The sequence below is a fragment of the Paenibacillus albidus genome (assembly GCF_014644435.1).
GTDB classification, from domain to species: domain Bacteria; phylum Bacillota; class Bacilli; order Paenibacillales; family Paenibacillaceae; genus Paenibacillus_AQ; species Paenibacillus_AQ albidus.
On sequence record NZ_BMKR01000034.1, the window covers coordinates 28,664 to 40,975 of the forward strand.

The following is a 12,312-nucleotide window of genomic DNA, read 5'->3' on the forward strand; positions in this document are numbered from 1 at the left end:
TCACCAGCCTTTTTCAGAATCGGGTTGCTGCAAAAGTGTACCGCGTACGTCAGATATTAAATACAGCGTACCCGACACCACCGCAAGGTCGTTGTCTGTCGTCATCGACTTCAGCAGCTGCAGCGCTTTGCCCCAATCACGTTCTACTATAATTGCCAAATGCTCTTTGGCATATTTCTCCCGCAAGCTTTCTGCGATCGCCTGCAGTTCTTCCGCGTCCATTTTCTTCCGAAAGTCCGGTTCGGTCAGAATGAGCGTATCCACTATAGGCAGTATATGCTTGAAATACGATTCATGATGCTTATTTGCCAGCATACCCATCAGTAAATTTAATTGGTTGTATTTATAGATCTGCGGCAGGCTTCGGGCCAAGCTTTCGGCACCTTCGGGATTATGGGCCCCATCCAGTACTATACGCGGGGAAGTTACCACTTCTTCCAGTCTCCCTGCCCAAAAGGTATGGCGGAAACCTTCCAGAACATCCTCATCCTCCAGCATAAAAGCCATATACTGCCGCAGCACCTCCAGCGCCATCATGGCTCCCGCTGCGTTGCTGATCTGATGCTCGCCTTTCATAGCGATTTCGAGGGGAACATTGCGGAAAGGGCCTTTAAAGGTAAAGGTCTGCACACCGCCTCGGCTTCCGGTAGATTCATAGCTGAATCCTTCACCGGCCAGGTAGAGGGTAGAGTTGCATTCCGCCGCTTTGGCCTTCAATACTGCGACCGCCTCCGGCTGGGACACGCAGCTTACCGCAGGTACGCCAGGCTTGATGATTCCGGCCTTCTCTGCGGCAATCTTCGTCAGCGTATCTCCCAGAACATCGGTATGATCATAGCCGACATTCGTAATAATGGACACTATCGGGGTTACAATGTTCGTTACATCCAGCCTTCCCCCAAGCCCCGTCTCCCATACGACTACATCGGGATAGGAGAATTCCGCATAATAAAGAATGGCCAGCGCAGTTGCTACCTCGAACATCGTGGGTGAACCCAGCTCACTTTCGGCAATTTCCTCCACCAGCGGACGCAGCCGGTTGGCAATCACGGTAAGCGTCTCTTCAGGGATATCCGTACCGTTGTATTGAAACCGGTTCGTGAATTTGGTGATGTACGGAGAAGTGAAGGTGCCTACCGAATACCCGCTTTGAAGCAATACACTTGTCAGAAAAGCACAGGTCGAACCTTTCCCGTTCGTTCCCGCCACATGAATAAATTTCAGGCGGCGCTGCGGCTCTCCGAGACGTTCAAGCAGCAGAGCAATCCGTTCCAGTCCCGGACGGATGCCGAAAGGAATGAGACTGTTAATCCAGTCGACGGCTTCTGTATATGTCGATAGCGGGGCGGCAGTGCCGCCCCCGAATTGTTCTTCCATATCCCTTATCCTCTCAGCTCTGCGATGCGGGCCAGTACTTTCTCCCGTTTGGCAGTGTAGTCCGCCTGCTTGGCCCGTTCCTCTTCGATGACTTTAGCCGGAGCTTTGGCCACAAAACCCTGGTTGCCCAGTTTTTTCTCCACACGCTCGACTTCACTGTTCAGAGACAACACTTCTTTTTCCAGACGGGCGATCTCCTGATCAATATCAATGAGCCCCGACAGCGGCAGCAGCAGCTCCGCGCCAGTTATCACAGCGGACATGACCTTGTCCGGCGTCTGCGGATTCATCCCCGCTTCAAAGGAAGAGGTGTTGCAGAAACGTCCGATGTAATTGTCGTTGCGGTTCACGATGCGCAGCACGTCTTCATTGCCTGCCTTCACCAGCAGCTCAACCTTTTTGCTCATCGGCACATTCACTTCCGCACGGATGTTGCGCACCGCACGGATAATATCCATAAGCAGGTTCATTTCTGCCACTGCTTCAGGATTGGCCAGCGTCTCGTCGTATTCAGGCCATGCCGCCAGTGTAATCGTATCTCCCTCATGCGGCAGATGCTGCCAGATTTCCTCGGAAATAAAAGGCATGAACGGGTGAATCAGGCGTAGTGTTCTGTCCAGCACATAGGCAAGCACCGATTGGGTCTTGGCTTTGGCTGCAGTATCCGAACCATAAAGAGACAGCTTGGCAAATTCAATGTACCAGTCGCACAGATCATCCCAGATGAAGTTGTACAGGAGACGGCCTGTCTCACCGAACTCGTACGCGTCAATTAGACGCGTAATATCACGAGAAGTTTCGTTCAGACGATGCAAAATCCAGCGGTCCGCCGTGCTAAGCTCACCTGTGATGTCAATATCTGCAAAATTTACCCCCTCCAGATTCATGAGGGCAAACCGTGATGCGTTCCAGATCTTGTTGGCAAAATTGCGCGCCTGCTCTACCTTCTCCCAGCGGAAACGCAAATCCTGGCCAGCAGTGCTGCTGGTTGAAATCATATAGCGCATCGCATCCGCGCCGTATTTCTCAATAACCTCCAGCGGGTCCACGCCGTTGCCGAGGGATTTCGACATTTTTTGCCCTTCCGAGTCACGAACCAGACCGTGCATCAGCACATCGGAGAACGGCTTCTTCCCGGTGAACTCCAGGGCGGAGAAGATCATCCGCGCCACCCAGAAATAAATAATATCATAGCCCGTTACAAGCACATTATTGGGATAATAACGCTCATAATCTGCTTTGCTCTCATCCGGCCACCCCAGCGTAGCGAATGGCCACAGATTCGAGCTGAACCAGGTATCGAGTACATCCTCATCCTGCTTCAGGTCGGTAAGCCCGCTGATGGCACGTGCTTCTTCCTCATTGTCCGCCACTACCAGCTCACCTGTAGATTCGGAATACCAGGCAGGAATCCGGTGACCCCACCAGAGCTGGCGGGAAATACACCAGTCGCGCACATTTTCGATCCAGTTCAGATAGGTTCGCTCAAAGCGTTCCGGCACAAAGTTGACGCCATCTCCATCTTTCTGGGCCCGAATGGCTTCTTCGGCGAGCGGCTGCATTTTGACAAACCATTGCGTGGACAGATACGGCTCAACCACCGCTCCCGAGCGCTCGCTGTGCCCCACCTGATGTACATGATCTTCAATCGAGATCAGGACTCCCTGCTCTTTCAGGTCAGCTGTAATTGCCTTGCGGCATTCGCTGCGGTCCTGGCCTTGGTATGGCCCGGCTTCTTCGTTCATAGTGCCGCTCTCGTCCATGACATTAATCTGCGGCAGATTATGCCGCTGGCCTACCTCGAAATCATTCGGGTCATGCGCAGGAGTAATCTTAACCGCCCCGCTGCCGAACTCCTTATCTACATACTCATCGGCAATAATCGGAATCTCGCGGCCGATAATCGGCAGAATCAGAGTTTTGCCAATCAGTGCCTGATACCGTTCATCCTCGGGATGTACCGCCACCGCCGTGTCGCCCAGCATCGTCTCAGGACGTGTCGTGGCAACAGTGATATAGCCGCTGCCATCCTTGAGCGGATAACGCAGATGGTACAGATGCCCGTTTACTTCTTTATATTCAACCTCAATATCGGAAAGCGCCGTACGGGCCGCAGGGTCCCAGTTGATAATACGCTTGCCGCGATAGATCAGGCCTTTCTTGTAGAGCTTCACAAACACCTGACGGACAGCCTTCGACATGCCCTCATCCAGCGTGAAACGCTCGCGGGAATAATCCAGGGAGAGCCCCATTTTGGCCCACTGCTCATGGATCGTTTCCGCATATTGCTCTTTCCAGTCCCACACCTGCTCGAGAAATTTCTCGCGGCCCAGGTCATGGCGGGAAATCCCCTGCTGGCGCAGCTTCTGCTCCACCTTGGTCTGGGTGGCGATCCCTGCATGATCCGTCCCCGGCAGCCACAAGGTATCAAAACCCTGCATCCGCTTGGTGCGGATCAGAATATCCTGCAGCGTGAAATCGAGTGCATGGCCGATATGCAGCATGCCCGTAACGTTCGGAGGAGGAATGACAATGCTGTACGGCTTCGCGTCCGGGCGTTGCCCGGCGCGGAAATATCCGCCCGCTGTCCAGTAGTCATACCATTTCTGTTCCGCCGCTTTTGGATCATATGTAGTCGGCATATCAGGGTTTGCCTTGTTCACAGCGGAAGGGTCTCCCGCCGTATCTTGCAGATTCGGCAGTTCTGCCGCCGTTAGCTTCTCTTGATCATCCATTGTCTGATACCTCCAGTGGGTTAGATGTTCTGCTTCGTTCTATATAAGTTGAACAAAAGAATCACACAATCAGCACAAGCGTAACTACGGTGAATGTTTGGACTTCCGGCCGCTGCCCGTCTACAGATTTCTTTGATTAACTGCTTATAGCAGTTGAAATCCGCAGACAACATATGCTTACGATGCGAGCTTTCCTCCGGAAAGCTTTCGGGCGGACGCTACCGCTCCTACAGTTCCAAACTTCCCCTACGTTCCTCCTGCTTTTTTGGAGAGTCTACAGTTCAAGATATATAGGAATAAAAAAAACAAAAAGACCCCTCGCCCTCAAAGGACGAAAGGTCATTCTTTCGCGGTACCACCTTTGTTTCGCGCCAATAAAAATAACCCCTGTCTCTGTAACCTCACGGCTCCAGAAACTTAGCGCGACACTCATGCAGATAACGGCTGCGTCCGGCCACATCCTACCTTGTTCATCCATGATGAAGACAAGCTCAGAGGGGCGACTCCGGGGCGACTTCGGTGGCTGTATCCTGCGGAATTTCACAGCACTTGCAATTCCGCTCTCTGAAGGGCTGACCGCCTACTCTTCCCGTTCCCAGTCTTTCATTAGATAATGCTTACTCCATAATACATTCAGTGTCAAACGGAGTCAACCGGATACGCCGCAGCTTACCCGATAAATCATCCAAAGGATGTCCAGGCAAGGGAATTAAGGGATTGACGTTAGCCTTTGTTCATAATTATATTTTACCTAACGATAGTTAGAAAAATGGAGGTTGTGATGAAGAAAAAGGATCTTACCCACAGCCAGCTGATCGACGCCGCTTTTCTCTTGTTCGCAGAACACGGAATCGATAAGACCAGTCTGGCCATGATTGCCAAGGAAGTCGGAATATCCAAACCTTCGATTTATTATCACTTTTCTTCCAAGGAAGAATTGATTGAGCGGATTTTTGATTTTGTATTCAGCGATTACCGATTTGAGCATGATTTTGATCTGGCCGAGTTCAATGCAGACAACTTCCGGGAGAAATTGCTGGCAGGCGGATGGGCTATGCTGGCCGTCGACAAGGAGAACCAGCGTGTCGTGTTAAAGGTACTGAACGAATTTATTCTATCTGCCTTGCGGGATGAGAAATACAGGGAGCGCCTGATTGCCATGCAGCAGAACTACCTGGACGGCTTCCACAGGCTGCTTGTCAAAGGAGCGGAATGGGGAGTGGTGCCGCCCGTAAATCTGGAAGCCAAGGCGCATATGCTGGCCCTCGTGTTCGACAATATTACCAGCTACCTCTTATTGGGGCTTGAACTGAAATATCAAGCCATTTGGCAAACGGCTGTCGACAGTATTTTCATAAAGGAGGCCAACTGATATGCCATTTACCCCCTCCTCGACATCGGCCGGATTATCCCGCTTGGAACAGATGCTTCTCTGGGCCCTTATATCGCTTGCCGGTCTCGCCTTGGGCTGCTTCCTGCCTGCCATTGCCCGGTGGGCCGCTGCCCTGTCATGGATTCCCTTTCAAGGTCCGCTGAAGCTGATTGCCTCACAGGAAGGTCTATGGCTGCCAATTCTCACGGGGGTTCTGGGACTCGGCGGCGGTCTGTATTTAAGTCATTATGTAATAAAAGAATGCCTGATCGCTGAAGTTACCGGCCTTGAGGTTGCCATCAGGATTAACGGAAAAGAAATGACCTATGACAAAAGCCAGCTTCAGGCCTGTTATCTTGACGGTAAAGAGCTTGTCCTTACAGGCATTAACGGGCATGAGCTGTTCCGTGAACCCATGAGCAGTTCTTCTTCCAGGCTCGCTTCCGCTTTCAGGGAACATCATTTTCCATGGACGGAAGAGGACCCCTATAAAGACCAGTTCACACTGTGGGTGCCGGACGCCCCAGGCCTTGACCCGGCCGTGAACGCCTTGCTGAAAGCCCGTAAAAAAGCCCTGAAGAAGGAGGAGACGGAAGATGCCCGGGCGTTCAGACAGGAACTGGACCGGCTCGGAATTGCCGTCCGTGACGAGGGCATCCGCCAATATTGGCGTTCCTTCACAGCGGAGAATCAAAAACTCCGGTAACGGGTTTTAGCGGAATAGGCAAAAAGAGGCAGCCCCTGCAGCCGTACAGCGGCTGGGGCCCCCTCTTGCAAATGGGATTTTACGGGATATACAGTACCTGGCCTTCTTCCACATTCTGGCCGGACAGCCGGTTATACATAACCAGCTCGCGTGCGCTGAGCTGATATTTCTCGGCAATGGTATCCAGCGTTTCTTCACGCTGCACGATGCAAAGCCTGACTTTACGGAACAGATTGGCCCCGTCTCTTGCGCCGATGAACCGGCTTTTCCATTCCGTATCATTCCCCGCTTCAGGCACCGTCTCCGCTAGGAGGGGAGCCTCCTCTTCGGCATTTAGAATCTCCTGTTCCTTATGGGCACGGCTGGAACTTAGCAGGGATGAGAAGGTAAGCGGCTCTTTTTCTTTAGCCTCCGCTTCTTTTTTGCTGCCTACGCCAATCTTGAGATCCGGCTTCTCCTCGGAAGCGGAAGCATCCACCGGCTCCTGGAGATCGTTCGTTTCCCCGGCGTATGTCCCATTATCCAAGGGAGGGTTCTCCTCCTGAATAAAGGAATCGGCAGGCGGTTCGGAGCTCATGGCCGCAACCGGCTCTTCCTGCCTGACCACAGGAGCAGGGGGGGCAGAAGGGGCCGCCTGTTCAGGGACAGCAACCCGCTCAGCCGGTTGAAACGATTCTCTGGCAGCCGTATCTTTTACAGCAGTCTGCTGCTGGTTCCACTCTTCTGCTTTTTGCCAGTAATCCGTCAGCTCAGACTTGCCTTTGTCTGCAGGAGACTCCAAAGAGTGTGTGCGGACTTTGAGCTCCTTGTCCTTCCGCTGCCCGGATTCGGGATCTTGTCCGGAGCCGCCTGTTACAGCATGAGCCAAGACCTGGCTCTGATCCGCAGCTTCGGACAGGGCTTCGGCTACCTCGCGCTCTTCCTCGGACCCTTCAGCCGCACCCTCACCAAAAGTCCACAGCGAGTTCTCATACAGTACATCGTTCTCCGGTTCATGGATTTCTTCAGAAGCTTCCGGGGCTCTTTTGTCCTCCGCAGGGGAATAAGCAACGGTATATTCTTCCTGCTGCCAGGCCGGCTGAGCCTCAACGCCTCCAATGCCGCGCAGCGAGAGCACCCCTGTTATATTCACCGTACGCATAGTCAGCAGATCAATATCGAAATTCTCAATCTCCACCCCTATGTCTTCAAGCGAGTTCACCCGCGTCAGCGGGACTGTAATTTCAACGGGAATAGCATGCTCCAGGCGTTGTGTCCGGTCATCTTCACCCCGGTAGAGCCCGGTGAGCAGCAATTGGCCATACAGCTCAGCGCGGTCTTCCCGCTGAATCACCTGGATCTCCGGAAGCAGTTCAACTTCCTCCAGCTCAGCGATTCCCGGAAGCTCTGCAGGCAGGTGAATGCGTTCATAAATATCAAACCGCAAGCCGTGGGACTGGTCAAACACGGGAAATGTCCTCCTTTTTGGCATAATCTAACTCTGAGACAAGCCCAGAGCATAAGCCCAAAATGTTACTCCACTAATGTATATGCTCCAAATAGGGAGGCATGACAACTTTGACCTTCATTCGTGGACAGAAGGCCTAAAGCGGGCAAGTATTCGGGCATCCGGAATGAAATAGTCAGCAGGAAGACGGTGCCGCAAAATAGACGCCAATATCTTCCCCTGCTCGGTGGGCTGCAGCACCTCAGCAGGGTGAAAAGCACCGGGAAGGCTGGCAGCCCCGGCTTCCCCGGCCATCCTCAGGCTATTGTGATAAATGCCCTCCGCCTGCTGCAGGGCGTGCCATGCAATCGTATCGTGGTAGGCCTGCAGCGTACGAGCCGTCATAACATCCAAGGAACGGCAGGAGGCCGCCCATTTCCGTGCGCATCTGCCTGTGCGGGCCCGCAGCTGGTCATCGGCAAGCAGAGCTGCCAATCGCTCTGCCAGCGCAGCGGCATCTTCCGGGGGAACAATCCATCCCGTCTCACCGGGAATAACCATTTCCGGCATGCCGGCGGTGCCTGACACAATAGGCGCAATGCCCGCAAGCTGGGCTTCCGTTACCGAATAAGGCTGCGTATCCTGCAGACTCGGCTGCACATAAAGATCAGCCCCGGCCAGCGCAGCCGGAATATTGTCCACCTTGCCGGCAAAAACAACCCGCTCCGCAATCCCGAGTTCTATTGCCTGCGCCTTTAATGGCTCTTCCAGACTGCCGATTCCCGCCAGGACACAGATCCAGTCCTGCCGGAGGTTGTGCAGCATACCCAGCGCAAGCATCAGCACATGAACTCCTTTGATGTACTCCAGACGCCCGGCGTACATAATTACCTTGCAGCCGGTAGCCGGAATTACGGAGGACACCATTTGGGCCTTAGCATCATATTGACTCACATCAATGCCGTAAGGGATCGTCCGGACCCGCTTCTCCAAAGCCCCCAATTCATTTACCAGCTGGCCGATCCATTGGGAGGGGAGACCAGCACCATGTCGGCAGCCTCCGCACCAAGCGCCTCCATCCGGCGAAAATAGCCCCAGATCGGCCGCCCTGCATACTCTTCGGGCGTCAGCTCCGGCTCCAGCGCTTTATATTCATAATACGCTTCGCGGGCCAGTGCTCCATGCACACTGGTGATCAGCGGCACAGGCTCCTTCAGGATCCGCCGCACCGCATAAGAAGCAATGGGGTCCTGGGCATGGATGATATCGTACCCGTCCAGCCCCAAATACGCAGCCCCGCCCTCAAAAACATAACGGCCCAGCTCAAAGCTGAAGATGCCATGCTCCGCATGCAGGTGCGGATAGTTCAAGGGGTCCAGATGCGGCAGCAGCGTGGAGTAGAATGCTTTTTTATCAAAAGAAAAATTGTTGTCCAGCAGGTACAAGGTCTGATTCTCGGCGTTGCTGCCCATCAGGGTAACCGTATGGCCCTGTTCCCTCAACTTGGCGGCCAATTGGCTCATATACGTCCAGATTCCTCCCATATTCGTGAGGCCCCAGTACGTAACCAGCAGTATTCTCATGAATATCTCTCCCCGGACCCTTGAATTCGTCTGTCGAAGCCGCAACCCGGCTCCTTAAGAATAAAGTATTATATGACAGCCCCGGCCAATTGGACATGGGTATATAGAGGGGACACTAACCTTTTTGAAAGTACCTGTACTAAAAGTGCATACTTACCTATTTGCAATATCTACTCTATACTCAAAAATAAATATTCCTTAAGGAGGACAAATTCTTGAACAGTCTTGTTGTCGTAACCCATCCAACCATGGAAAGCTCCGCTATAAACAAACGGTGGGTAGAAGAACTCAAAAAATATCCGGAAAAGTATACTGTACACGAATTGTATAAGGTTTACCCTGACGGAAACATTGATGTGGAAAAAGAACAGCGATTAATTGAAGCGCATGGCAATCTTATTTTACAGTTTCCTGTCTACTGGTTTAATTGTCCGCCGCTTCTTAAAAAATGGCTGGATGATGTTTTTGCTTATGGCTGGGCTTATGGTTCAAATGGAGGGGATCATTTAAAAAACCGCAAAGCCGCTTTAGCTGTATCTGCGGGAATTAAAAAAGAAGATTATAGTGAACAGGGAAAATACCGTTATACACTCGAAGAGTTATTATCTCCTTTTGAAACTACCTTTCTATACTGCAAGGCAGATTACCGTTCGTTTTATGCGTTTTATGGTACAGAAAATGAACAGCCTGCAAGCGAAATTGAACAAAGCGCACAGGATTATTTGAACTTTATCGACAACCTGTAATATAAAAAAACAAGCAGTAAGTCTCCAATAACCGGGGACTCGCTGCTTTTTTGTAGTTATGCTACGGCTGTACAGCCTCCTGAGCCGGCAAACTGTTTTCCTCCCCCCACTCGCACATCATATTTAACAAGGGCATAAGAGAACGGCCGCGGTCAGATAATGAATATTCAACTTTAGGCGGGATTTGGGGAAATTCCTTGCGTATAATCAGTTTTTCTGCCTCCAGCTCTTTTAACATAATACTAAGCGTTTTAAAAGAAATGGTACCGATACTTCGCTTCAGCTCATTATGCCGCATAACCTTATTTTCAGACAGCCAATACAGAATGATCATTTTATATTTACCGCCTATTAAGGACAACGTATATCCAAAGCCAGTGTCTTTTAGTTTCAAGCCCGTCGGAACACAGGTATCACTCATTTGCTACACTCCCCTTCTTCTGATGTGCAGATCATATAATTATGTATCATTAACAATAGACCATCAGGCCAATTATTGAAAGGCACACTGTAAGCCGAGGGCGGAGATCGCTAGAGTGCACTTTATACATCAGGATGGGCAAAAGTAGGCTCGTTTTAGGATTTCAGTATATTTGGTGCAGCAGGAACCGCAGCATTCGCCGAAAAGTGCCTTACGGCTATCTTTTAAATGTACAAAATACATCAGTATGGAGGTTTGAGCCTCGTTTAAACCATTCTGAGGTACTTTATACATTAGATCAGCTCGAAGGCTGGTGACGAACGCTAATCCATATCAAACTGCCTTCAGGAATCCCTTATTTTAATCTGATGTTGTACTCACGTACCAGAACAAAATCACCCTACGGGTGAATAACAACTCGGAGCTACGAGGCACGGATTGTTATACAATAGGCAAAGATTATCGTCATTTGGCTTGCTTTGAGCTCACATTGTTGTACAACGTGCACAACTCTCGCCCATATAGCGTGGTTAGGACATGCATTGTTGACCGTGCGATTGTGCATGGGTCCCTCTGCGGACATGATGCGTTCCCTTCACGATCTATCCGCGGCTGATGCGGACAGGAGATCTATTGGGGAGGATTCGGCTATTTAGCAGGACAAACGGACTGAGATTCCGCTATTGGGGAGGATTCGGCTATTCAGCAGGATAATCGGACTGAGATTCCGCTAATTGTCCTATCCCCCCTCATTCTAAGCTCAATCGAACATTATAACGGCTCCTGAGTCCGAATCCCCCAGGAAATCACACTTTTTCGCAAAATAGGGTCTTCTCTTTCCGCTTCACTCCGCGGATGGAGCCCAATCCCACTGCAGCGCTAGATCATCTGAAGGTTCCAAGATATCCACATTTTTTACATTGTATAATTTCCTATACAACAAAAAAGCCGTTCCACCGGAATCCGGTGAACGGCTCTTTAAGATGGCTTAGGCCAGCGGACCCGAGGCAAGCTGCTCCCGCAGCCGCAGCATATCCTCCGGCCAAGGATCGTTTACGGTCAGCTGCTCGGCGCTCCACGGATGGCGGAACACCAGCGACTCCCCGTGCAGCGACTGCCGGCCCGGCCTTGTGGAGGCTCCGCTGCGGGTTCCGGGCAACGTCCCGGCAGCGGAACCCAGGCTGCCACTCTCCAGCCGCCAGGCCGGGCCGCCATACAGGTCATCCCCATACAGCGGATGCCCCATATGGCTGAGATGGACGCGGATCTGGTGCGTGCGTCCAGTCTCAAGCTCTACACGCAGGAGGGTGCCCCCTCCAGGCAGTGTCTCGCGCCCGGTGATCCGGGTCAGCGCCGCCTGACCGCCGGGAGAGACTCTGCGCCGCGCGGCATGATGGCGGTCGCGGCCAATCGGGGCATCGATCACCTTGAGCGCAGGCGGCACGGTCCCCTTAACAATCGCTGCGTACAGCCGCGAGATGTCTTTCTGGCGCATAGCCTCGTCCAGAGACAGCTGCGCGAACTCGTTCTTGGCATACAAGACAGGTCCCGTCGTATCCTTGTCGAGACGATGGATATGGCGGACTGCCACGCCTCCGCCGGAAGCAGCATAATGGGCCGCCACCAGATGATCCAGCGTGGCTTCCGCTCCGCTGCCGTCCGGGTGAACGGCCATCCCGGCCGGCTTATGGACGACCAGACAGAAGTCGTCCTCGAACAGCACCTCCAGCGGCGACGCGATAGGCTCGATTCCCGCTTCCCGCCAAAGGAACAACGCCAGCCGCAGCCGGTCGCCTTTCCACTGGATTCCCCCTTCGCGGCGCAGCCGCAGGTGGAGCTTGGCAGGCATTCCGGCGGTATCCAGCAGCCACTGGTCAATCGCCGCTTCCCTGTCGGCGGCACCGGTCAGGACCCGCCCGGGCATGGCCTCCAGCCATTCTCCGCGC

At 52.6% G+C, this 12,312-nt stretch carries 10 protein-coding genes and 1 other annotated feature; of the genes, 3 read left to right on the top strand and 7 right to left on the bottom strand.

Annotation, left to right across the window (positions count from 1 at the left end; genetic code table 11):
- Positions 1-1,377 (bottom strand): bifunctional folylpolyglutamate synthase/dihydrofolate synthase, encoded by a 1,377-nt coding sequence (locus tag IEY53_RS26785; RefSeq protein ID WP_189030458.1) that lies wholly within the window; start codon positions 1,375-1,377, stop codon positions 1-3.
- A gap of 5 nt (positions 1,378-1,382) precedes the next feature.
- On the bottom strand, positions 1,383-4,019 hold the full coding sequence (locus tag IEY53_RS26790; protein ID WP_229696380.1) for a valine--tRNA ligase: 2,637 nt from the start codon (positions 4,017-4,019) through the stop codon (positions 1,383-1,385).
- Positions 4,020-4,436: 417 nt separating this feature from the next.
- Positions 4,437-4,718: a binding site (T-box leader), on the bottom strand.
- Positions 4,719-4,893: 175 nt separating this feature from the next.
- Here IEY53_RS26790 and IEY53_RS26795 point away from each other — a divergent pair.
- A complete protein-coding gene (locus IEY53_RS26795; protein ID WP_189030462.1) occupies positions 4,894-5,484 on the top strand; it encodes a TetR/AcrR family transcriptional regulator in 591 nt (196 codons plus the stop codon).
- A gap of 1 nt (position 5,485) precedes the next feature.
- Complete coding sequence (locus IEY53_RS26800) at positions 5,486-6,190, top strand: YqeB family protein (protein WP_189030464.1); 705 nt, start codon at positions 5,486-5,488, stop codon at positions 6,188-6,190.
- A gap of 79 nt (positions 6,191-6,269) precedes the next feature.
- On the opposite strand, the gene IEY53_RS26805 is transcribed toward IEY53_RS26800, so the two are convergent.
- The 3 genes from IEY53_RS26805 to IEY53_RS26815 all read right to left on the bottom strand — a co-directional run bounded on the left by IEY53_RS26805 (position 6,270) and on the right by IEY53_RS26815 (position 9,199).
- The gene (locus tag IEY53_RS26805; RefSeq protein ID WP_189030466.1) at positions 6,270-7,637 is read right to left on the bottom strand and encodes a LysM peptidoglycan-binding domain-containing protein; all 1,368 of its coding nucleotides are present in this window, start codon (positions 7,635-7,637) and stop codon (positions 6,270-6,272) included.
- A gap of 117 nt (positions 7,638-7,754) precedes the next feature.
- Positions 7,755-8,618 (bottom strand): glycosyltransferase, encoded by an 864-nt coding sequence (locus tag IEY53_RS26810; protein WP_189030468.1) that lies wholly within the window; start codon positions 8,616-8,618, stop codon positions 7,755-7,757.
- A 5-nt stretch (positions 8,619-8,623) separates the two neighbouring features.
- A complete protein-coding gene (locus IEY53_RS26815) occupies positions 8,624-9,199 on the bottom strand; it encodes a glycosyltransferase family 4 protein (protein WP_189030470.1) in 576 nt (191 codons plus the stop codon).
- Between the two features lie 215 nt (positions 9,200-9,414).
- On the opposite strand from IEY53_RS26815, the gene IEY53_RS26820 reads away from it, so the two are divergent.
- The gene (locus IEY53_RS26820) at positions 9,415-9,945 is read left to right on the top strand and encodes an NAD(P)H-dependent oxidoreductase (protein ID WP_189030472.1); all 531 of its coding nucleotides are present in this window, start codon (positions 9,415-9,417) and stop codon (positions 9,943-9,945) included.
- Positions 9,946-10,006: 61 nt separating this feature from the next.
- Here IEY53_RS26820 and IEY53_RS26825 read toward each other — a convergent pair whose 3' ends face one another.
- Positions 10,007-10,366 carry a winged helix-turn-helix transcriptional regulator gene (locus IEY53_RS26825; protein ID WP_189030474.1) on the bottom strand — a complete coding sequence of 120 codons (360 nt, stop codon included), beginning with the start codon at positions 10,364-10,366 and terminating at the stop codon, positions 10,007-10,009.
- A 988-nt stretch (positions 10,367-11,354) separates the two neighbouring features.
- A complete protein-coding gene (locus IEY53_RS26830) occupies positions 11,355-12,290 on the bottom strand; it encodes an RluA family pseudouridine synthase (protein WP_189030528.1) in 936 nt (311 codons plus the stop codon).
- Positions 12,291-12,312 lie beyond the last annotated feature (22 nt).

Excerpts from the sequence above, each read along its gene's own strand:
- IEY53_RS26785 (WP_189030458.1), bottom strand. The coding sequence starts at position 1,377 with ATGGAAGAACAATTCGGGGGCGGCACTGCCGCCCCGCTATCGACATAT.
- IEY53_RS26790 (WP_229696380.1), bottom strand. The coding sequence starts at position 4,019 with ATGCCGACTACATATGATCCAAAAGCGGCGGAACAGAAATGGTATGAC.
- IEY53_RS26795 (WP_189030462.1), top strand. The coding sequence starts at position 4,894 with ATGAAGAAAAAGGATCTTACCCACAGCCAGCTGATCGACGCCGCTTTT.
- IEY53_RS26800 (WP_189030464.1), top strand. The coding sequence starts at position 5,486 with ATGCCATTTACCCCCTCCTCGACATCGGCCGGATTATCCCGCTTGGAA.
- IEY53_RS26815 (WP_189030470.1), bottom strand. The coding sequence starts at position 9,199 with ATGAGAATACTGCTGGTTACGTACTGGGGCCTCACGAATATGGGAGGA.
- IEY53_RS26825 (WP_189030474.1), bottom strand. The coding sequence starts at position 10,366 with ATGAGTGATACCTGTGTTCCGACGGGCTTGAAACTAAAAGACACTGGC.
- IEY53_RS26830 (WP_189030528.1), bottom strand. The coding sequence starts at position 12,290 with ATGCCCGGGCGGGTCCTGACCGGTGCCGCCGACAGGGAAGCGGCGATT.